Origin of the sequence: Streptomyces sp. NBC_00286 (assembly GCF_036173125.1) — a bacterium.
In the GTDB taxonomy this organism is placed as follows: domain Bacteria; phylum Actinomycetota; class Actinomycetes; order Streptomycetales; family Streptomycetaceae; genus Streptomyces.
The window spans coordinates 9,318,777-9,338,348 of record NZ_CP108054.1; the positions used below are offsets into that span (position 1 = coordinate 9,318,777).

The window sequence follows — 19,572 nt, forward strand, 5'->3', positions numbered from 1 at the left end:
TTGGTGCGGCTCACAAGGGGTAGCCGCACCCCGAAGGGGTTGGGGACGATGGTGCAGCAACCGACGTACGGCCTCCGGGAGCGAACGCTCAGCGGCAGCACGGTCATCGAACTCTCCGGAGAGCTGGACCTGCTGGCCACGACCGAGCTGATGACCTCCCTCGACGCCGTGTGCGACACCCGGCCCCCGCGCCTGGTGCTGGACCTGCGCAAAGTCACGTTCCTGGACTGCAGCGGCCTGTCCCTACTGTGCCGAATCCGCAACCGCCTCAGGGGTGAACGAAGCCGCCTGCTCCTGGTCCTCGACGACCCCCGCCACAGACGCCTACTGCGCCTGACCCGCCTCTCGGACACGTTCGACATAGCTACGGACGTGAACGCCGCCGTCGCCCGGGACGACATTGCCTGAGGGGCTCCATCGCGATGGGGACTTGCCGAAATCCGCTGCAGCACCGCGCCCCTGAAAGGCGGCCGCAGGCCCCTTCCAGGGGCGCGGTGCTGCATCAATTTGCGGCTCCGCCGCGTGGGCGCGACCAGCCCCAACGAACCCGCAGCTTAGAACCGACCAGCCGGCGCAGCGCCTACGCGCTACACCTCGGTGATGTCGGCCCGGGCGACGGGCAGCAGCGTCCGGATGTCCGACGGCAGGACGCGGGCAAGCTTCTCCATCTCCTCCGGTGCGACAGCCGCATCCAGGACTTCAAAGACCGCGACTGCCTCGCGAATGGCGTCATCCTCGGGCACCCCGGCCCGCCAGGCGACCCTCCCCGCGAACGCGGTCAGGTCAAAGCGCTCACCGGAGGCGCGCCGCTCATCACCCCCGGCCGGCGAGTCCACCCGCACCGACTCCGCCAGCTTCGCGGGCAGTTGGGCGGCCAGATGATCGGCCAGCCCGACGGGTATGCGCTCCGCCAGCGTCGACAGCACCGCCCGCGTGGCCCGCTCGGCCGAACCCCGGTCGGGCAGTTCGGCCCGCTCCCGCACCTTTGAGATCAGCTCGTCGTGCCGCATGGTTCCCGACTCCTCTGCGTACGTGGTCCCGTGTTCCTCCGGCATCGCCGACGGACCCGTATCTCAGGCGAGTGTCCCGGGAGCAGCCGAATACACGGGACGTACGGCCCTCATCGCGCCCGCAGAATGCCCCGGACGAACGCCGCCTGCCCGACATGCTGCAAGTCGTCGGAGAGGACGCTGACCAGGCGGACGCCCAGGGTCACGGGCGGGGTCCAGCTCTCGTCCACGACGCGGTCGAGATCGCCGTCGTCCAGTTCGCGCAGGAAGCCCAGCGTCTGCTCGTGGACGGCGTCGTGGTAGCCGAGGAGCAGTTCGCCCGAGTCCACGCGGACCTTGGCGACCTTCGACGCGGTGTGGCCGTAACCCGTGTCCCTGCGGGGGAGGTTGAGGCCGAAGCGGTCCGCCCAGTCCTGCGCGAGCCAGAGCTGCTTGAGGCCGGAGGCGTCGGCGATGTGGTCGTCCTGGACGCGGGTGAGATGCCAGACGAGCCAGCTGATCGAGTTTGCCTCGTCGTCGAGGCGGGCGTTCAGTTCGTCCGCGGAGAGTCCTTCGACGACGGCATGGACCTCCTCCTGGATACGACCGTACGCGTCGACGAGAACGTCCTTGGCTTGCATGGGTTCCTCCACGCTCCGCGCGGGCAGCTGACCCTGCCAGTGTTCCCGCGCAAGCCCGCCCGCGCGCGTCAGGAGCCGGTCAGAACCAGCCGGAGAACGGCTCCTCGCAGAGCTTGAACACCGGCTCACGGCGCACCGGGTCCGCGGCCGTGGTCAGCTGTACGCGGTCGCCGACCCGTATCGCGATGAGCGGGCCCTGCACCCGTCCTCGCACGGTGAAACCCTCCGCCAGCTCGACGATGGACACATTGCGGGCGGCGGGGGTGTTGCGCTGGACGATGCTGGCGTGGCGTACGACGCCGAGGCCCGCGCTGCGTTCCGTACGCAGGTCGCTGCCCGCGCAGACCGGGCAGAGCAGCCGGTGGAACATGGCGGTCCCACACCAGCGGCAGCGCTGGAAGTGGAGCCCCTCTTCGGCCGGTTTCGTGGTTGTCGCCGTCGCCGCGTCGAGTACGCCCGCCGTGAACCGGCTTCCCGGGTGGAACACGATGTCATCTCCCTGCACTGGGCCGGAATCTGAAGTGCCGATGCGCACACAACTGTTGTGCGCCACATGGAAACCAGCGTATGGCACGGAGTGCCACCCGTAAAGGCACTCAGTTCCCTCGATTTGCCTCAGGCGGTCAGTTGGTCAGTCGGTACGGCGGTCCAGCGTCGCCTCGATCTCCTGGACCACCCGCCACATCGGCGCCCCACGCCGCGAGACGAGCACGACCACGTCCTCCGCGGGTTCGGGCCCCTGGTCCGGGGCGAAGGTCCGCTGCACATGGGCGAGCGCGTGATCGACCTCCGCGCTCGCGTCGCTCTCGCCGTCCGAACGCAGCCAGGACCGCAGCCCGTTGTTGTGCGCGGCGACGACGGCCGCGGCGATCACATCGGCACGCAGCGTCCCGTCGGGCTGCCCCGCGAAGCGCCGGCGCAGATACTCGGCGAGAGCCCGCTCGTACCGCCAGACCACCGAGAGTTCGTATGTGCGCAGCCCCGGGACCTTCTTGGTGAGCCGGTAGCGCTGAACGGAGAACGTCGGGTTCTCCGCGTACATGCGCAGTACGAGCCGCGCCGCGTCGCAGACCCGCGCCACCGGATCGTGCTCGTCGCCGCCGCGGGCCAGGAACTCGGTCATATCGGCCAGGCAGCGCTCGTGGTCAGGGAAGACCACGTCCTCCTTCGACGGGAAGTACCGGAAGAAGGACCGCCGTCCGACCCCGGCGAGCGCCACGATGTCATCGACGGTGGTCTGCTCGTACCCCCGCTCCAGAAACAACTGGAACGCCGCCGCCACGAGCGCGTCCCGCATCGGCGGCTTGCCAACGGTCATGCGCGGAAACCTAGCACCGGCCAGGCGAAATGGCACTCAGTGCGCTGTGTTTGGGGAACTCAGTGCCATACGGGCGCGAATGCGCGTGCCGGCCGGCTGAGCGGCGAGTGGCGAGCAGCGCCTGGCCGCTCAGCGTCCGGTGCGCCCGCTGTTGCCGTCCACCAGGGCCTGGCTGACGACGCGTACAGCGCGGGCGATGTGGTTCAGCTGCGTGAGTTCCGCGGCGTACAGCTTGATGGTGTGCTCGATGACGGACTCCGGCATCCCCATGGAGGGCAGCTCGGCCCGGGCGCTGTGCAGCGCGGTGCGGACGACCCGGATCTCCTGCTGGAGCTGGATCTGCGCATGGCGGGCGAGCAGAACGGGCTCGCGGATCAGCAGGGGATAGCTGCCGTAGCGGGACGGCACCAGTTCGCGCAGCCACTTGGCCGCCGATCGTTCCCAGTCCCGGTTGCCGGGCGTCTTTACCTGGCTGGGCCAGTCCGTGCTGATCGGTGAGTACGTCAGGGACATCGTCGTCATCGCTTCCGAGGCGGCGGGCGGTTCGGGGGGCTCCCGATCAGCGAGCAGTATTCATATATACCGTCGGGTAGGCAAGCGTATGAAAAAATTCATGTGCAGGGCTTGCTGAATACGGCCGAATCATGCCTTGCGGGAGGCGACCACCGCGTACCGGTGGACACCGGACCTTTGCCCCTTGGTCCCTGCTCAGTCCTTGAGGAAGAACGCGTGCTGTTCCGCGCCCTGTTCGTACTCGTCGAGGCGGGCCTGGGTGCGTTCGGGGTCCGCGTCGGTCATGGCCTGGAGAAGGGCCGCGGACATCACCCCCGGCGCGGCGTACGAGTCGAAGACGAGGCGGGGACCGGTGCCGGAGGCGAAGACCACGTCCGCCTCGTCGGCGAGCGGGCCGAGCGCCAGGTCGGTGATCAGGGCGACGCGCAGGCCCGCGCTCTTGGCCACCCGCAGTGCCGTGAGCGTCTCGTGTGCGTGCCGGGGCATGGAGAAGGCCAGCAGCCAGGTGCCGCCCGCCTCGCGCGACTGCAGCAGTGCGTCGTACGCGACGCTGCCGCCCCGTGTCACGAGCCGGACGTCCGGGTGGATACGGCGGGCGGCGTACGCGAAGTACTCGGCCAGCGAGCCCGAGATCCGCAGGCCCAGGACTGTCAGCGGCGTCGACTGCGACAGCGCGCGGCCGATCTCGATCACCCGCCCGGGATCGGCGAGGTCGCGCCGCAGGTTCTCCAGGTTGTCGATCTCGGCGTCGACGGCTGCTTGGAGCTCGTTAGGGCGGGCCTCCTCGGCGGCGTCGGGCGCGGCCGCGAGCGTGCTGAGCGCGATCGACTGCAGCCGCTCGCGCAGCGCGGGGTAGCCGCTGAAGCCCACCGCCGTCGCGAAACGCGTCACCGAGGGCTGGCTCACGCCCGCCCGGTCGGCGAGCTCCGTGATCGACAGAAACGCGGCCTCGGTGATGTGCTCGATCAGATACTGAGCGATACGCCGCTGGCCAGGGGAGAGCCGGGGCCCGTCGAACAGCGCCCGCAGCCGCGAGGACGGGGCGGCCTCCGCCTCAGGAACCGCCTTCCCCGACCTGATCGCGGACGCCTGCGCGCGTGCCCGCTGAGGCGATGACACCGGTGCGCTTCCTTCGTCTCCCACAGTGGTTCAACATACAGCGAGCCATGGGGGACGGACGGTGATCTGCTCAGGCCCGCGACCAGCCCCGACGAACCCACCCCTTGGACCGGCGAACCCGGCGGAGCGCCGTGACATGATCGGACGCATGGCTGAACGCGTTATCGCCGCGTGTGACGGGGCGTCGAAGGGAAACCCAGGACCCGCCGGCTGGGCCTGGGTGATCGCCGACGCGACGGGAACCCCCGTCGCGTGGGAAGCCGGACCGCTGGGCACGGCGACCAACAACGTCGCCGAACTCACCGCGCTGGAGCGGCTGTTGGCGGCCGTCGAGCCGGGCGTGCCGCTGGAGATCCGGATGGACTCGCAGTACGCGATGAAGGCGGTCACAAGCTGGCTGCCCGGCTGGAAACGCAACGGCTGGAAGACGTCGGCGGGCAAGCCGGTGGCCAACCAGGACCTCGTCGTGCGGATCGACGAGCTGCTGGAGGGCCGCGAGGTGGACTTCCGCTACGTACCCGCGCACCAGGTCGGCGGCGACCCGCTCAACGACTTCGCCGACCGCGCCGCAAGCCAGGCCGCCTTCGTCCAGGAACCCGCGGGCAGCGAACAGGGGTCACCGGAGCCGCCCCCGTCGTCCGGCGGCAAGAAGGCCGCGGCCCCTAAGAAGCGCACCTCCGGCGCCTCGTCGTCCCGCACGCTCAAGGCCAAGTTCCCGGGCCGCTGCCGCTGTGGCCGCTCCTACGAGGCCGGCGCGACGATCGCCAAGAATCCCGACGGCTGGGGCCACCCGGAGTGTCGTACGGGCGCGTAGCCCGCCACCTCCCTGGGATGCGAAACCCCCCACCTGACGTGACCCTGGAGATGTGGGGGGTGAGCTGATCAGGAGGACGTCTCATGTCCATGATGGACAAGATCAAGAGCATGCTGAAGGGCCACCCCGAGCAGACGTCCAAGGGCGTCGACAAGGGCGGCGACTTCGTGGACGAGCGGACCCAGGGAAAGTACAGCGGCCAGGTCGACACCGCCCAGGAAAAGCTCAAGGACCAGTTCGGCAGCGAGCGCCAGGACCGCCCGCCGCAGCAGTGACCCTGCCTGACCCCGGCCCCCGCGGCCCTGGAGCGATATCTCCGGGGTGACGGGGGCCGCGCATGTCCGCTGACCCGCGGTAACGGCGAGTTTCGGCCGCCGTGTGGATCACCTGACCAGAACTCCTGTTGTTCTGGCGAAGGATGGCGCTGTGCCATGGTTGTGGGGCAGCGGTAGGCAAGAGGGGGGCACTGCGTTCATGGCAGCGTCGACAAAACTCGCCCCGCCTTCGTCCCGCCGTCGGGTCGTCTTGGCGGCGGCCTCTCTCGTGCTGCTGTTCTTCGGACTGTCCCCGAGCGCGGCGCCCCTCCGGGAAAACCCGGATCCCGCACCGCCGGGCCCCGCTCCCATACAGGCGGGCCCGGCCGCGACGACGTACCGGATCGCCACCTTCAACATGGCGGGCGGCAACTCGAAGTACGGGACGGCCGGAGTCGAGGCCGCCGACGATTTCGTACGCACCGTCAAGGAACGCCGGCCGGCCTTTGTGACCATCCAGGAAGGATGCCGCGACTGGACGGAGCGGCTCGACAGCCAACTGCCTGGCTATTCAACGGTGTTCGACACGGTGGTGCCGGAAGTCGGAACCCCGGCGTCGTGCTGGCACGACTCGGACTTCGGCAACGCCCTCCTCTACCGCGACGACCTCGGTTTCACGCCGACGGCGGGCGGTGGACACGACCTCGGTTCACCGCCCGGCCGCGAACAGCGCGAAATGCTCTGCATACGCTCGCAGGAACGGCGGCTGGCGGTGTGCTCGATCCATATGTCGAGCGGTTCCGCTCCCTTTCTTCAGAAAGCCCGGGAGACGGAGGCCGCCGAGGCGAAGCGACTCCTGGCCACCACCTACGGCGGCTACCGGAAGTTCCTCATGGGCGACGTCAACACGACTGCCGAGGAGCCGCCCACCGACAGCTTCTACCACCGGAACTACGAGGGCGGGGCGACGGGGGAGTTCAAGGAGGCGGGCAGTCCCTGCGGCAACTACATGAACAACTGGACGGTGCCCTGCCGGGCCGGTGAGGCGACCTACGGCGTGAACAAGATCGACTACCTCTTCGTCCCGCCGTCCGTCACCGTCAAGTGGAGTGACACCGTGCACAGCGACTTCTCCGACCACGATTCCCTCTGGGCGGAGATCGTGCTCCCGGACCGGCCCGGAGACCGGGACCAGCCCTCCGGAGACAAAAGCCGGTCCGGGTAGCGCCCCTACCCCGTGGGGCAGGTGTTCCGGTACTCGCTGATCTGCTGGTTCGGCGCCGGAGCCGGGCACAGGAACTTGTCGTAGCGCACATCCTCGTCGACGAACCGCTTCAGCCAGGCGATGCTGTACTTCGCGATCGTCACATTGGGGGAGACCGCCACCAGGTGGCCCTGGCCCCTCAGCTCCAGGTACGCCTTCTCCGGTGCCGAGGTGAGGCTGTCGTAGAACGGCTTCGCGTGCGAGGCCGGCGATGCGATGGCGTCGTTCTGGGCGCCCATGATCATCGTGGGGACGCGGTCGCCCTGCCAGGTCTTGTCGTTGTGCCAGGGCATCAGGGGAATGGCGGCCTTGATGGAAGGACGCAGCTCCGAGGCCCTGAGTGAGCCGCCCCCGCCCATCGAATGACCCATCACGGCAAGGCGGTTGGGGTCGATACGGTTCTTCACGGAGCTGCTCTGGACCAGGAAATCCAGCGCGTTGACCAACTGAGTCGCCCGGTCGTCGGGCTGGTCGGTGCCGGAGTTGGTCTCCAGAGTCAGGACGACGAAACCCTGGGACGCCAGGCGCGGGCCGTACCAGCTGACGACGGCCTCCGGCGACAAGAACCCCGGGCTGATGGCCACGGCTCCGAAGGTGCCCTGGCTGGTGTCGGTCGGGTAATAGGCGGTCCCCTTGTTGAAGTTCGGGCCGTCGACCGTCGTCTGGGCCGTGGCGAAGGGGCCGCGCTCGGCGGTGATGGACTGCTCGGTCGGGTCGGGGCCCCGTTGGAAGTCCCCGGGTCCGGCCTGCGCCTGCTGGGGGAGGAGGCTCGCACCGGTCACCGCCAGGACGGCGGCGCCGGAAAGGAGTCCGAGTCGTTTCGCGGTGCGGGTGCTCGCATGTCTCATGCGGCTGAGCATGCTGACAGAAAGTCAGTACCGCTTCTCGTTCAACTGCTGAATTCTGAACGGAAGTTTGTCAGTGCGGCGTGGAACGCCGTGCCGACCTGCTGCGCAGCGCGAGCTGCGCGTCGAAGCGGAACGCCGGGTCGTCGAGCCGTTCGCCGTACAGGGCGGTCAGCTGACGCAGCCGGTTGCGGGCCGTCTGCGGATGGATGCCCAGCGCGGCGGCGACCTCCGGAGCCGTACGCCCGGTGGAGGCGAGCAGCGCGTCGAGCGTGTCCGTGAGCCGTTCAGCCTTGCCCGGCGGGAGGCCTCGTAAGGGCTCAAGTACCTGGTCGGCCAGGAGACTTCCTATCGGGGCGCCGTGCAACAGGTGCAGTTCCGCGAGGTGGTCCTGGGCGCTGGTCCGCCCAAGGCGCCGGGCCAGGCGGGCGCAGTGCAGCGAGATCCAGGCCTCGTCCAGGAGGACGGCCGGGCCCACCGCCGCTTCGGTGCCCTGGAAGACCGTCAGCAGCCGCTCGTCGGGCACCACCAGGTGCAGCTCATCGTCCCTGGTCACCCGCAGTACGTCGGCGTCGAGACCGGGCACCTTCACGGAGGCGGGCAGCAGTACGCAGCGGACCCGCTCCGGCAGCGGCCAGGCGGCCCTGCGGGCCAGGTCCGGCAGCGGTTCCGCGAGCGGATCGCGGCGGCGCTGCAGCAGCCGTGCCACAAGCAGCCGACGGCTGCGCAGTACGTCGTCGGCGGCACCGGCCCGCGCCTCCTCGAAGCCCGCCACCGACTCCCCGGCCATCACATGGATATGCGTGAGCACGGCCTCGCTCAGCGGAACGGCGAGGTCACCCGGCAGCGCCGCGTCCCGCGCCACGTCCACATAGCGGCGGCATGCCACCCGGGCGCCGATCCGGTACGCGGCCTGCAGCCCGTCCATGCCGCGCCCGCTCAGGTACTCCAGCCTGCCCAGCCTTCTGAAGCGCGGCACATAGTGCTGCTGCGGCGCGTCCGGCTCCTCGACCAGCTCGGTGAACTGGGTGGCCGCCAGACGCACCGCCTCGGCGAGATCACGCGCGACGGCGGAACCGATCGGCTGCCGGTAGCCCCGAACCTCCCGGCGGATCGCCTGCACCATCTCCGTGGTGAGCTCCGGAAGCCGGTCGCGCAGACGCGGGGCGAGGGCCGGCGGCAGCTCATGCCACGGGTGCCTTGATAAGAACGGCTCGGCAGCTGTCACGTGGCAACTCCCTTACTAGCACCGGCAGGTGAGTCATCGTGGACTGGAGTGTAAGGCGGATGACACCTTCGCCGTGCGCTCGCGCGCGAAATCTGGCGTACGTCACAGGAGTCCCGCAGGATTGTCCAGCCCCACGGGAATCCACGGGAGGCACCTTTGACCCTCGCGAACGCACAGGACGCCGCTCCGCTCCCCATCGGGTTGCGCCGGATGCTGCTGCGGCAGGTCCCGGCCGTCGTCGACGAGATGGAGGAGGCCGTACGTTCCGGGCTGCCGGACTACATGGACATCGCGGAGGGCATGGGCGGCTTTTCGGTACGGCAGGTCATCGACCAGACTGTGAGCTGTTTCGTCTCGCTCCACGACGTGACACGGCCCAGCCCCGCCGCCGTTTCCGAGCTCATCGCTTTGTACGAGGCCATCGGCGCCCAGCACGGCCGCCTCGGCCGCCCTCTCGACGTACTGAGAGACGCGCTCGACCTCGCTGGGCGGGTGGCGTGCCGCCGGCTCATCGAGGACGCGTACCGCGAGAAGTGGCCGGAGCCCGTCCTGACGAAACTCACCGAGGATGCCTTCGAGTTGATGAGTATGGCGATCGCGGCGGCCTCACGCGGGTTCGACGACGTATGCGGCCAGACCCCGGTCGACGTACAGCGGGACCGCCTCCGCGACGCGCTGATCGCCGAGCCCGGACAGGCCCCGCGGCCGCTCGCCGAGCTGGCCGCGGCCGCCGGGTGGCGGCTGCCGCCCACCCTCGCCGTGCTCGCCCTGCCACCGGGTGACCACCCGCAGACCCACGTACTGCCGCCCGAGGTCCTCGCCGACCGCAACCCCGCCGCGCCGTACCTCATCGTGCCCAACCCCCGTATCTCCGGGCGAGGTTGGCTGCCGAAGGCCAAGGGCGCGGTGCTCGGGCCCGTCGTCCCCGTCGACCAGGGCGCGGTGTCGCTGCGCTGGGCGCGGCGTGCACTGGACCTGGTCGACCGCGGGGTGCTGGCCGCCGAGGCGCCGCTGCGCTGCGTCGACCACCTGGCCGTCCTGACCGCCTTCCAGTCCGGCGACCTCCTCGAAGCCGCCGCGACCACCCTGCTCGGTCCGCTCCTCGAACTCCCGCCCCGCCGCCGGGAACCCCTCCTCGAAACCCTGCTCGTCTACCTCCGCTGCGGAGACAACGCGGTCCTCACCGCCGAACGCCTCCACGTCCACGAGCAGACCGTCCGCTACCGCCTCCGCCAGATCAGCCAACTGACGGACGGCACCTGCCCCGATCCCGAACGCCACCTGGAGACCATGCTCGTACTGACCTGGCTGCTGTCGCCGGAAGCCCGCTGATCGCGCCCGCGCTCACGGCAGTTGGGCGCGCGACTTAGCCCCCTGCTCGCGCAGCCAGCGCACGACGGCGTCGGCGTCCGCGGCACGGGCGATGTCGAGCGGCGTCTGGTCGTCGTAGCCGATCCAGTCACGATCGGCGCCGTGGGCCAACAAGTACTCCGCTGTGGCCAGGTGGCCGCCGTGGCAGGCGCCCCAGAAGGCGCGGGTGAGGGCGGCGTGGTCGACGGGCTCCGGATCCGCCGGCTTGTCGTCGGCCGGTTCGGGACCTTCGACTCCGTGCCCTGCGACTCCGGGGTCGTCGACTCGGGGGCCGTTGACTCCAGGGCCTTCGACGAAGACCTTCACCCGGTCCAGCAGCCCGAGCGTCGCGGCGTCCTCAAACGTCGTACGCGCCCCAAGCTCGAGGAGCCGGCGTGCGGCCCGCCACTGGCCGAAACCGCGCGCGTCGGCGAGCGGTGTGCCGCCGCCGATCACGGCGCCCGGGGCCTCGATGTCGGCGCCCGCCTGGACGAGCGCGTCGAGCATGGGGACGTCGTTGCTGCTCGCCGCCCAGTGCAGCGGGGTCTCCGAGTGGGCGCCCTCGAAACGGGAGTTGGGATCCGCACCCGCCGCGACCAGCGTGGCGACCACCGCGGGACCGTGCGGATAGTGACCGGGCCAGTCCGCGGCGATATGCAGCAGCGTCCGGCTTCCGGCACCAGGGCCGCGCTGGACGATCCGCGCGGTGGCAAGGCCGGGATGCTCGGCGAGGCACTGCCGCAAGGCGGCCACGTCACCTGCACGGATCGCCTCGGTCACCTCGACGGCCAGAGGATCCTGCGAGTCGAGCGGCTCCATCACACGCCTCCAGCCCAGCGCCATCTGTCACACATGCCCCTGAGCCTGCCAGAAATCGAACGCCCACGCGACGCCGACTCGCGGGTGCGCCCGAAGTGCCGCCGGGTTTCAGGCTGTTGAGGCGAACGGTCCGACGCTGACCTGGATCAGAGCGTGCGTTCCGCTGGTGCGCCAGGCTTCCCCGGTCGCGTCCAGTTGCTCCAGCGTGCGGGGTGGCAGGCCCGTGGCGACGTCCGACTTGAGGGTGCGCAGCGCCGCCACCGCGGCCGGGAAGTACGCGGTGACCTCGGCGAAGGGGATCGTGGCGGGCCAGTGCCGATCGCCCACGAGGCGGCGGTAGTTGAGGTCGCCCTTCATGATCGTAAGCCTGGCGGTCGCGAAGTCGCGGCGGAGGTCGTCCGGCATGTCCGCGTAGGGGAGTGGTGCGCAGGAGAACGGGTGGGTGCGCAGGATCAGGCGGCCGCTCGTCATCGCCTGCCGCAGCCGCTTGCCGACGTCCGCAGCGTGACCGGACGCGGCGGTCAGCCGGTCCAGGCAGGCGAGGGCGTCGGCGGTGGTGGCGTCGGAGACGTAGTACGGGTACGGCTTGAGGTGCAGCACGACGGTGGCCGCGCGGCGGGTGGTCAGCAGATGGTCGGCGAGGACGAGGTCGGGGAGCAGTTCGGGTCCGGCGTTGTCGGCCACCAGGCACACCTTGCCGGGCCGAGCCACATGCAGGATCCGCCACAGCTCGGCGGAGTCGTCCACCACCAGGCCGGGTACGCGGTCGCCCAACCCCTCGGCGCCCGCGGACAGTTGGAAGCCGAGATCCGCACGGTTGCCCCAGAGGGAGGAGTGCAGGACCGTGCGGTCCTGTTCCTCCGCGGGGATTTGGGGGAGGCGGTCGAGCGCGGAGAGTTCGTCATCGACCTTGGAGCTCGCGAGTTCGGCGTTCTTGAACGGGGCGAAGGGGTCGACGCCCTGCCATGGGCCGGGCGTGAAGTAGCCCAGGGCGGCGAGGAGTTTGCGGTAGAAGAAGCTCTCCGCCCACAGGAAGGGGACGTCCGGCCAGCGTCGCCCGTAGTAGGGCTCGTCCCGCCACACCTCGGCACCCGGTTCGCCGTCGTCCAGGGGCTCGATCACGCCCTCGGTGATCTCCGCCAACAGGGCGTCCAGCGCGCGCTGCTGCGCGGGCGGGTACGGCGTGGACTGCCGTACCCGCTCGATGAGCGCCGGATGCCGCTCGTCCAGCACACTCCGCGCGAAGGAGCCGGCGGTGCTGACGATGACAGGAGCGCGGTCGTGGTCATCAGGTACTGGTGGGCCGGGAAGCGTCATCCCTCCAGTAAACCGTTCACCGTACGGCGCTCATGTCAGCCCCAGCTCTGCGAGTACTCGTTGCGGTACTGCCTGCGTCCCCGCTCCATACGGATCTGGATCGCCACCAGCGCGATCAGGCTTCCGGCGATGACCAGCAGCCCCGGCCCGAGATTCCGGTACTCCGCGAGCCGCGCGAACGTCGACGAGGCCTGGTCCGACCCGCCCTGGGGCACGGTCTCCAGCTCTCCCACACCGCCGGGCGAGGGCGAGGCCCCGCCGGGCGGCACGCCCGCGCCCGCCCCGTTGTCGGCGTCGTTGCCCGCGCCCGCGTTGTCGTCCCGGGCCGACGGTGAGGCCTGCTGGCCGCCCGCCGCATCGGGATCGGCGGCCAGCTGCACGCCGAGCGTGTTCAGCGCCTTGGTCACCGGCTGGAAGAACGTCGTACCGCCGTTGTCGCAGTCCCCGTTGCCGCCCGAGGTGATGCCCAGCGCCGTACCGTCGGCGAACATCGGGCCGCCGCTGTCGCCCGGTTCGGCACACACCGTGGTCTCGATCAGCCCGGTGACCGTGCCCTGCGGGTAGTTCACCGTCGCGTCCAGGCCGGTCACCTCGCCGGACCGGAGCCCCGTGGTGCTCCCGCTGCGGAAGACCTTCTGACCGACGGCGGGATCGGCCGCACCGGTGATCCGCACGCCTTCGCCGTTGCCGACGGCCACCACGTCCGGTCCCTCGAGCACGGTGCCCTGGTCGTACCGGATGAGGGAGTAGTCACTGCCGGGGAACTCCCCGTCCACGGTCGTCCCGACCTGCTGGGTGCCCTGCGTGTCCGAGAACCACGTGGTGCCCTCCGGCCCACAATGCCCCGCCGTCAGAATGAAGTTGTTCCGGCCGTTGGTCACGTTGAAGCCCGCCGAGCAGCGGCCCGCGCCGGCGAGCATCGGCTCGCCGCCGTTCAGGCGTGGCGTGAACTCGCCGTCGATACGTTCCATCCGTACGGACTTCCCGATGCTCTCGGCGACCTTGGTCAGCCGCGACCACTCGTCGGCGGAGACGGTTCTGTCCGCGCGGACGACCACCTGGTTGTTGGCGTAGTCCATCGACCACGAGGTGCCGGACACCCGGGGCGAATCCTTCAACGTGGCGGTGGCGGACCGCAGTTCGCTCATGCTGTGGTTCACCATCTTGGCCTGCGCGCCCGCCTTGCGTACGTCGGCCGCCGCCTCCTCGTCCGTCACGGCGACCACCGGGCGCCCGTCGGCGTCGAGCCACGTACCCGCCGTACGCTCGGTGCCCAGCTCGGAGACGAGACCGCGGCCCGTTTCGGCGGACCGGGTCACGGCGCCCGGCAGGTCCGACTCGGCAGACGTGTCACTCGCCATGGCCTGCGAGACCATCAGCCCTCCGCAGAGCAGCCCGCCAATGGCGGCGAACCGCGCGAACCGCTGAACGTTCCGTCGTGCATGCCTCATCCATGGCTCCCGTACGCCTGTCCTGACACAGCGTCATCCGCGCAGGCGCCCACACAGGGTGGACGCCCTCCATCAGTACGTGCGGGCATACCGTCCGGTTCACCGGACGCGCTTTCGTTTCGGAGTCGGCTGGATCCGGTCGTTGCGCTCCGCTGGAGGGGTTGTTGTTCGGCTGCGGGGCGGTGGGGCTGGTCGCGCCCACGCGGCGGAGCCGCAAATCGATACAGCCCCGCGCCCCTAAAGGGCCCAAAAGGGGCCTGCGGCCACCTTTTGGGCCCTTTAGGGGCGCGGTATCGCACCCGTGTTGTTGCCGAAGCGGCAATTTTGGTCGCGTCGTTGCAGCCATGCCCACGACGATCGAGATCAGTGGATGATTCCAGATCCCGAGGAGGACGTATGTCGCAGGTCACGGACCCGTACACGCCGGCCGGCGCTCAGCATCGGCTGGTGGACGTGCCCGGTGGCCGTATCCATCTGGTCGAGCAGGGCACAGGCCCGCTCGTCCTCCTGGTGCACGGCTTCCCCGAGTCCTGGTACTCCTGGCGCCACCAACTCCCCGCGCTCGCGGCGGCGGGCTACCGGGCCGTCGCCGTGGACGTACGCGGGTACGGGCGTTCCTCCAAGCCGCATGACATCGCGGCGTACCGGATGACGGCACACGTCGAGGACAACGCCGCGGTCGTACGCGCCCTCGGTGAGGAGACCGCGGTGATCGTCGGCCACGACTGGGGCGCGACCATCGCGGCCCACTCCGCCCTGCTCCGGCCGGACGTCTTCACCGCCGTGGGCCTGCTCGGCGTCCCGTACGCACCACGGAGCGCGATGCGGCCGACCGACGTCTTCGCCAAGATCGGCGGGGACGAGGAGTTCTATGTCAGCTACTTCCAGGAGCCCGGCCGTGCGGAGGCGGAGATCGAGCCGGACGTACGGGACTGGCTGGCGGGCTTCTACGCCACGCTGTCCGCCGACACGATGCCCACGTCAGGGGACGGCAGCGTGTTCTTCATCCCCAAAGGCGGACAGTTCTCCGACCGATTCGTGAAGGACCGGCCGTCCTGGCTCACCGACGCGGAACTCGACTACTACGCGGGCGAGTTCGAGCGCACCGGACTCACCGGAGCACTCAACCGCTACCGCAACGTCGACCGGGACTGGGAGGACCTCGCCGAGTGGGACGGGGCCCCCATCACCCAGCCGTCCCTTTTCCTCGCCGGCGAAAAGGACGCCTCCCTCGCCTGGCTGGCCGACGCGGTCAAGGCCTTCCCGACGACGCTCCCCGGCCTGGTCTCGTCCCACATCCTCGAGGACTGCGGCCACTGGGTGCAGCAGGAACGCCCCGAGGAGGTGGGCCGGCTCCTGGTGGCGTGGCTGGGTTCACTCCGCCTCGCCGTTCGGTGATCATTACGGAGTCGGGATGCCCGCCGGGCGGGACGGGCGGCCGAGGAGGACCGGGACGCCGGGGGAGTAGAGGACGCTGACCGGGGCGTCGGTGGGTGCCGGCAGGCCGGCCGCGGTGATCAGGTTCTCCTCGCAGGTGAGCAGGTCGGCGCGGTGCAGCGGCCAGCGCGGGTGGTCGTTCGGGAGGTACGACGCCGAGCCGAAGAAGGCGTTGTGCATGCCCCAGCGGGCGGTGAGGAAATGCTCCAACTCGGTTGGTTCCTCGATGCGTTCACCGGCCCGTACGGCGATCCGGCTGTACGCGCCGCGCGGGCCGGGCCAGCGGCGGGAACTGCTGTACGTCACGATGTCGCCGGCGGAGCGGACGGTCATCCGGGACCACAGGTACGGCAGCCGGAAGCCAAGGCGGCCCATCACCACCGGGATCAGCCGCGAGGCATCCATCGAGCGGAAGACGACACCGCGACGCCCGTGCGCGTCCACCGAGTACAGCCGCACATTGGTCTCCGGGAAGGTCCCCAGATACGGCACCCCGGGCAGCCGCAGCCAGCCGACCCGGTGCATCCGGAAGGCGACGAGCCCGACATACGTCACTCCGTCATGCGTGTCGGGAACGGTTCCCCTCGGCAACAGCCCCGCCACGACGGCCGGTTCGACGGCCCAGTGGACGAAGGCGAGGTCGAGCCATTGCTGGGTGAGGAGGGGAGTGCGTATGAGGGTGGGGGCGTCGGGGGTGACGGGGGTCGGCTTCTGCACGGGGTCAGGATGGCAGAGGGGGGTGGTGGCGGCGGGTGACGATGTCGGGGTTGCGGTAGTGGTTGAGCGCTCTGGTGAGTCGGGTGCGTTCGAACTCGGCCGCGGAGTCGACCACCCGCGCCAGCCGCTCTCCTCACCTCCCGGTGATCGGCTCAGCGTTCGTCCGTGGAGCGTCGGTTCGCGACGGCCATGCGCCAGCCGATGACCATGAGCACGCCACCGCTGCCGAGTGCGGCGACACCCAGGAGGGCCTGGCGGTCGTCGCGGGTGTCCCGCTGCCCGCCGGCCTCCGCGTGTTCGGCCCCGGGGCTCGACTCCGTACGGCAGGTGGCTGCCGCCCGTAGCATCCGCAGATGCCCGGCCACCACCGGCCGGGCGGCCCACGCCGCGGCCTTGACCTCGGGGGTCGAGCCCCACTCGAGCTGCTGGTCGATGAGCGCCAGGGTCCTCTGGTGCGCGGCCCGCCGGGCGTCGAGCCAGGCCTCGTCATACTCGGGGGTGCCGACGTCGGCCTTGACCTCGGTGAGTTCCTGCCGCTGGTCGGCGGTAGGCCTGTCGGGCAGGTGGACGCCCAGCCTGTCGGCCAGGGCCCAGTCGTGACGGCCAAGCCGGGTGTGGTCTTCCACCAGGGTTGCGGCTGCCTTCTTCACACAGTCGGTGGAAGCGTCCCGGCGGGCGTCCTCGGCGGCGGCGACCTCGGCGAGGTGGGCCTGATGCGCCGCGCGCAGGAATGCGTGGTCGGGCCTGGACAGCCAGGGGCGCTCGTCGGCGATGGCGGGGGCGGCGGATGCTCCGCCGGACAGGGCGAGGAGGGTGAGGACCGCGGGAGCCCAGCGCTTCGCTTGCATGGTGCATCCGTTCGTCTCGGCTGTGGGGCTGGTGCGGTGCGCCCGCAAGGGGCTGGTGATGACCATTCACACGCAAGGTGGTCGGTGCGTCACTTTGGGTGGCGCAAATGGGGGTGCGGGGACGGGCTCGGTGGCGTGAGCCTCGGGCGACCGTCCGTTGCCCGACGCCCGACGCCCGACGCCCGTTGCCCGACGCCCGACGCCCGACGCACGCGACGCCATCGCTCGTCGCGATCGTCTGTCGCCCGTCGGCGGTCGTTTCGGCGGCGCTTATCCGGAAACTCCGTCTGCAGATCGCGGGAGGTTCCAGCGGCCGCCCGCAGACTCCGACCGGCAGGGGGAAACACCATGCGCATCGGGATTATCGGAGCCGGTCGCGTCGGCTCCACACTCGCCAGGAAGCTGGCCGGGATCGGCCATGAGGTCGCCATCGCCAACTCGCGTGGCCCCGAGACGTTGAAGGACCTGGTCTCGGGGATCAGCGGGCCGATCACGGCCGTTACGGCTCAGGAGGCCGCGCGGTACGGGCAACTGGTTGTCGTCGCGATTCCCTATGGGCGGATCAGCGAGCTGCCAATCGCTGACCTGCGCGACAAGGTGGTCGTCGACGCCTGCAACTACTTTCCTGAGCGGGACGGTCACGATCCCGATCTGGACGAGGATCGGACCACCTCCAGCGAGAAGCTGCGGGCTCTTACCGGGGCCGATCTTGTGAAGGCCTTCAACGCCGTTCACTGGGAGAACCTGCGCGACCGTGGGCGCCCGAAGGGGGACCCCGCTCGGCTGGCCATTCCCTTGTCCGGGGACGACGAGGAGGCCAAGGCGGTGGTTGCGGGGCTGATCCGGGACCTTGGCTTCGATCCGGTGGACGCCGGTTACCTGGGCCGCGGTGGTCGCCGGCACCAGCCTGGTGCCACGGCCTTCAGCGCCGAACTCTCCGCCGCGGAGCTGGACGCCTTGGTGCACGCCGCCGTCTGAAGGCGGGGGTTCTTTTCCCCAGCCCCGCCCCTTCCCGAAACTGGGGGCTGCGCCCCCAGGCCCCCTGCCTCCGGCGGGTGCGGAACCCACCGGCGGTGGGTGGGGCGCCTATTGGGGTGGGATGTTGGGATCGTGTGCGGCTGCGGGTGCGTTGTGGCTGGTCGCGCAGTTCCCCGCGCCCCTAAAAAACCTGCGACTGCTCGCACCGCGTCGAACCGCACCTCGCCGTCGACCCGCTCGCGCAGCGCCGCCGCCAGTGCCGCAGGGTCGACCGGCGGACCGGGCCGCCTGCTCATGACGGGATCGGGCAGGCCCTGCACGCCCATGAAGTCCTCCTCCTGGCCTCGGCCGCCGGATCCGCCAGGCGGCCAAGGCGTCCAAGTGGTACGGGCCCGTCGAGTACCCAGCAGCCGCCCGCGCATGGCGCCGAGCCCGCGCGGGTACACGCAAGGACGCGTACGTGACTCGGTTCCGCGCCCATCGCCCCCGCACGGCCGAACCGCTCAGGGAGCCACCGTGAAGCTCTCGTTCCTGGACCCGCTCTTCTCCCGCCCCGGCCCGTGGGCGAGCGTCCACCTCGACACCTCCCGGGACATCGACGAACCCGACAAGGCGATCGATCTGCGCTGGCGCCACCTGCGGGACTCGCTGCGCGACCAGGGGACGGACGCGGCCACCGTCTCCGCCCTGGACGCGGCGGTCGGCACCGGCCGTGACCTGCCCGGCCGGTACGGGCAGGCCCTGTTCGCCGCGCACGGCCGCCTCGTCCTGGTGGCGGACCTGCCCGACCCGCCCGTACGCGACACGGCCCGCTTCGACGACCTGCCCGACACTCTGCCGCTGGCGCTGCAGCGCGCACCGGACATCCCGTACGTGGCCGTCGCCCTCACCCGACGCGTCTCGGACGTGAAGGACGGAAAGGGCGAGAAGGACAAGAAGGGCGAGTGCGTCTCGGTCGTCGCCGAAAGCGGTCGGTGGCCCGTCAGCCGGGTCGCGCCGGGACCACGGCTCGACCGCGTGGTGCCGGTGGAGGACTGGCCGCGCACGGCACCCCGTATCGCCCAGGAAGTGGACGAACTCGCCGGACGGCACGGGGCCGAGCTCGTAGTGCTCCGCCGGGACGAGGGCGACGCCTGGCTGTCGGGCGTCCTGGTCAACCGCATGCCCATCCACCTCCAGAACCGCACGACCGTCATCGAGAGCAGCCCCGGCGCGGCGGCCGACACCACCCCCGGTCGGCCCCTGATGGAGACGGAAGTGGCCCGCACCCTGGACGGCCGGCTGAGCGGACCCGACCGCCTCCAGCTGGACACCTTCCTCGCCCAGCGCGCCAGGCACCGCCAGAAGTCCGAGGGCGTCCCCGCCGCCGTCACCGCCCTGCAACGCGGCCGCGCCCGAGCCCTCCTGCTCGCCCGCTCCCCACGGCTCCCGGAGCGGCTGTGGGTGGGCGCGGAACCGTACCAAATCGCCCTGTCTGCCGAGGAGTTGGCGGCATTCGGGGTGAAGTCCGTACGTGATCAGCCAGCCGACGCCGCCTTGCTGCACGCCAGCGCCCGCACCGGAGCCGAGCTGATCGTGGTGGACCCGGACCGGGTCCCGCTGACCGACGGGGTGGGTGTGCTGCTGCGTTATCGCGAGCCGGGGGACATGGCCGTGGAGTGAGGCGCGGA

General features: G+C 70.4%; 21 protein-coding genes. 8 read left to right on the plus strand and 13 right to left on the minus strand.

What is annotated here, in order from left to right; all coding sequences use genetic code 11:
* The first annotated feature begins 48 nt into the window (after positions 1-48).
* Entirely contained in the window at positions 49-408 is a 360-nt protein-coding gene (locus OHT21_RS42015) for an STAS domain-containing protein (protein ID WP_328773493.1), read from the plus strand.
* Positions 409-587: 179 nt separating this feature from the next.
* Here the strand turns inward: OHT21_RS42015 and OHT21_RS42020 are convergent, their stop codons facing one another.
* From OHT21_RS42020 to OHT21_RS42045, 6 genes are all read right to left on the minus strand, one after another.
* Positions 588-1,010 carry a DUF2267 domain-containing protein gene (locus tag OHT21_RS42020; RefSeq protein WP_328773494.1) on the minus strand — a complete coding sequence of 141 codons (423 nt, stop codon included), beginning with the start codon at positions 1,008-1,010 and terminating at the stop codon, positions 588-590.
* 110 nt (positions 1,011-1,120) lie between these two features.
* A complete protein-coding gene (locus tag OHT21_RS42025) occupies positions 1,121-1,630 on the minus strand; it encodes a mycothiol transferase (protein WP_328773495.1) in 510 nt (169 codons plus the stop codon).
* Between the two features lie 79 nt (positions 1,631-1,709).
* Positions 1,710-2,117 carry a Zn-ribbon domain-containing OB-fold protein gene (locus OHT21_RS42030; RefSeq protein WP_328773496.1) on the minus strand — a complete coding sequence of 136 codons (408 nt, stop codon included), beginning with the start codon at positions 2,115-2,117 and terminating at the stop codon, positions 1,710-1,712.
* 144 nt (positions 2,118-2,261) lie between these two features.
* Entirely contained in the window at positions 2,262-2,927 is a 666-nt protein-coding gene (locus OHT21_RS42035) for a TetR family transcriptional regulator (protein ID WP_328774428.1), read from the minus strand.
* A 150-nt stretch (positions 2,928-3,077) separates the two neighbouring features.
* A complete protein-coding gene (locus OHT21_RS42040) occupies positions 3,078-3,461 on the minus strand; it encodes a hypothetical protein (RefSeq protein WP_328774429.1) in 384 nt (127 codons plus the stop codon).
* Between the two features lie 195 nt (positions 3,462-3,656).
* Entirely contained in the window at positions 3,657-4,580 is a 924-nt protein-coding gene (locus tag OHT21_RS42045) for a MurR/RpiR family transcriptional regulator (protein ID WP_328773497.1), read from the minus strand.
* A gap of 136 nt (positions 4,581-4,716) precedes the next feature.
* Here OHT21_RS42045 and OHT21_RS42050 point away from each other — a divergent pair, with 136 nt between their 5' ends.
* The 3 genes from OHT21_RS42050 (at position 4,717) to OHT21_RS42060 (ending at position 6,873) form a co-directional block, all read left to right on the plus strand.
* Entirely contained in the window at positions 4,717-5,394 is a 678-nt protein-coding gene (locus OHT21_RS42050; protein WP_328773498.1) for a ribonuclease H family protein, read from the plus strand.
* An 83-nt stretch (positions 5,395-5,477) separates the two neighbouring features.
* Positions 5,478-5,669, plus strand: coding sequence for an antitoxin (locus OHT21_RS42055; RefSeq protein WP_328773499.1), 192 nt, complete (start codon positions 5,478-5,480; stop codon positions 5,667-5,669).
* 199 nt (positions 5,670-5,868) lie between these two features.
* A complete protein-coding gene (locus tag OHT21_RS42060) occupies positions 5,869-6,873 on the plus strand; it encodes an endonuclease/exonuclease/phosphatase family protein (RefSeq protein ID WP_328773500.1) in 1,005 nt (334 codons plus the stop codon).
* A gap of 5 nt (positions 6,874-6,878) precedes the next feature.
* Here the strand turns inward: OHT21_RS42060 and OHT21_RS42065 are convergent, their stop codons facing one another.
* Together OHT21_RS42065 and OHT21_RS42070 are read right to left on the minus strand one after the other, a co-directional pair.
* The gene (locus OHT21_RS42065; RefSeq protein ID WP_328773501.1) at positions 6,879-7,760 is read right to left on the minus strand and encodes a poly(ethylene terephthalate) hydrolase family protein; all 882 of its coding nucleotides are present in this window, start codon (positions 7,758-7,760) and stop codon (positions 6,879-6,881) included.
* 70 nt (positions 7,761-7,830) lie between these two features.
* Entirely contained in the window at positions 7,831-8,883 is a 1,053-nt protein-coding gene (locus OHT21_RS42070) for a helix-turn-helix domain-containing protein (protein ID WP_328773502.1), read from the minus strand.
* Positions 8,884-9,141: 258 nt separating this feature from the next.
* Here OHT21_RS42070 and OHT21_RS42075 point away from each other — a divergent pair, with 258 nt between their 5' ends.
* Positions 9,142-10,317, plus strand: a complete 1,176-nt coding sequence (locus OHT21_RS42075) for a helix-turn-helix domain-containing protein (RefSeq protein WP_328773503.1) — start codon at positions 9,142-9,144, stop codon at positions 10,315-10,317.
* Positions 10,318-10,329: 12 nt separating this feature from the next.
* Here the strand turns inward: OHT21_RS42075 and OHT21_RS42080 are convergent, their stop codons facing one another.
* The 3 genes from OHT21_RS42080 to OHT21_RS42090 all read right to left on the minus strand — a co-directional run bounded on the left by OHT21_RS42080 (position 10,330) and on the right by OHT21_RS42090 (position 13,922).
* Positions 10,330-11,154, minus strand: coding sequence for an ankyrin repeat domain-containing protein (locus OHT21_RS42080; protein ID WP_328773504.1), 825 nt, complete (start codon positions 11,152-11,154; stop codon positions 10,330-10,332).
* A gap of 108 nt (positions 11,155-11,262) precedes the next feature.
* Positions 11,263-12,471 (minus strand): damage-control phosphatase ARMT1 family protein, encoded by a 1,209-nt coding sequence (locus OHT21_RS42085; RefSeq protein WP_328773505.1) that lies wholly within the window; start codon positions 12,469-12,471, stop codon positions 11,263-11,265.
* Positions 12,472-12,506: 35 nt separating this feature from the next.
* On the minus strand, positions 12,507-13,922 hold the full coding sequence (locus OHT21_RS42090) for a S1 family peptidase (RefSeq protein WP_328773506.1): 1,416 nt from the start codon (positions 13,920-13,922) through the stop codon (positions 12,507-12,509).
* A 396-nt stretch (positions 13,923-14,318) separates the two neighbouring features.
* On the opposite strand from OHT21_RS42090, the gene OHT21_RS42095 reads away from it, so the two are divergent.
* Positions 14,319-15,320: an alpha/beta fold hydrolase gene (locus OHT21_RS42095; protein WP_328773507.1), complete on the plus strand. Its 1,002-nt coding sequence runs from the start codon at positions 14,319-14,321 to the stop codon at positions 15,318-15,320.
* Positions 15,321-15,323: 3 nt separating this feature from the next.
* On the opposite strand, the gene OHT21_RS42100 is transcribed toward OHT21_RS42095, so the two are convergent.
* The gene (locus tag OHT21_RS42100; RefSeq protein ID WP_328773508.1) at positions 15,324-16,076 is read right to left on the minus strand and encodes a YqjF family protein; all 753 of its coding nucleotides are present in this window, start codon (positions 16,074-16,076) and stop codon (positions 15,324-15,326) included.
* 152 nt (positions 16,077-16,228) lie between these two features.
* Complete coding sequence (locus OHT21_RS42105; protein ID WP_328773509.1) at positions 16,229-16,924, minus strand: DUF4142 domain-containing protein; 696 nt, start codon at positions 16,922-16,924, stop codon at positions 16,229-16,231.
* Between the two features lie 348 nt (positions 16,925-17,272).
* Between OHT21_RS42105 and OHT21_RS42110 the strand changes: the two genes are divergently transcribed.
* Complete coding sequence (locus tag OHT21_RS42110; RefSeq protein ID WP_328773510.1) at positions 17,273-17,902, plus strand: NADPH-dependent F420 reductase; 630 nt, start codon at positions 17,273-17,275, stop codon at positions 17,900-17,902.
* Positions 17,903-18,418: 516 nt separating this feature from the next.
* Entirely contained in the window at positions 18,419-19,564 is a 1,146-nt protein-coding gene (locus tag OHT21_RS42115) for a baeRF2 domain-containing protein (RefSeq protein WP_328773511.1), read from the plus strand.
* The last annotated feature ends 8 nt before the right edge of the window (positions 19,565-19,572 follow it).

What these genes read in the sequence shown, in the direction of transcription:
- OHT21_RS42105 (WP_328773509.1), bottom strand. Translation starts at nt 16,924, where the DNA reads ATGCAAGCGAAGCGCTGGGCTCCCGCGGTCCTCACCCTCCTCGCCCTG.
- OHT21_RS42085 (WP_328773505.1), bottom strand. Translation starts at nt 12,471, where the DNA reads ATGACGCTTCCCGGCCCACCAGTACCTGATGACCACGACCGCGCTCCT.
- OHT21_RS42070 (WP_328773502.1), bottom strand. Translation starts at nt 8,883, where the DNA reads ATGGTGCAGGCGATCCGCCGGGAGGTTCGGGGCTACCGGCAGCCGATC.
- OHT21_RS42065 (WP_328773501.1), bottom strand. Translation starts at nt 7,760, where the DNA reads ATGAGACATGCGAGCACCCGCACCGCGAAACGACTCGGACTCCTTTCC.
- OHT21_RS42025 (WP_328773495.1), bottom strand. Translation starts at nt 1,630, where the DNA reads ATGCAAGCCAAGGACGTTCTCGTCGACGCGTACGGTCGTATCCAGGAG.
- OHT21_RS42090 (WP_328773506.1), bottom strand. Translation starts at nt 13,922, where the DNA reads ATGAGGCATGCACGACGGAACGTTCAGCGGTTCGCGCGGTTCGCCGCC.
- OHT21_RS42080 (WP_328773504.1), bottom strand. Translation starts at nt 11,154, where the DNA reads ATGGAGCCGCTCGACTCGCAGGATCCTCTGGCCGTCGAGGTGACCGAG.
- OHT21_RS42095 (WP_328773507.1), top strand. Translation starts at nt 14,319, where the DNA reads ATGTCGCAGGTCACGGACCCGTACACGCCGGCCGGCGCTCAGCATCGG.
- OHT21_RS42050 (WP_328773498.1), top strand. Translation starts at nt 4,717, where the DNA reads ATGATCGGACGCATGGCTGAACGCGTTATCGCCGCGTGTGACGGGGCG.
- OHT21_RS42060 (WP_328773500.1), top strand. Translation starts at nt 5,869, where the DNA reads ATGGCAGCGTCGACAAAACTCGCCCCGCCTTCGTCCCGCCGTCGGGTC.
- OHT21_RS42055 (WP_328773499.1), top strand. Translation starts at nt 5,478, where the DNA reads ATGTCCATGATGGACAAGATCAAGAGCATGCTGAAGGGCCACCCCGAG.
- OHT21_RS42110 (WP_328773510.1), top strand. Translation starts at nt 17,273, where the DNA reads ATGCGCATCGGGATTATCGGAGCCGGTCGCGTCGGCTCCACACTCGCC.
- OHT21_RS42040 (WP_328774429.1), bottom strand. Translation starts at nt 3,461, where the DNA reads ATGTCCCTGACGTACTCACCGATCAGCACGGACTGGCCCAGCCAGGTA.
- OHT21_RS42015 (WP_328773493.1), top strand. Translation starts at nt 49, where the DNA reads ATGGTGCAGCAACCGACGTACGGCCTCCGGGAGCGAACGCTCAGCGGC.
- OHT21_RS42020 (WP_328773494.1), bottom strand. Translation starts at nt 1,010, where the DNA reads ATGCGGCACGACGAGCTGATCTCAAAGGTGCGGGAGCGGGCCGAACTG.
- OHT21_RS42035 (WP_328774428.1), bottom strand. Translation starts at nt 2,927, where the DNA reads ATGCGGGACGCGCTCGTGGCGGCGGCGTTCCAGTTGTTTCTGGAGCGG.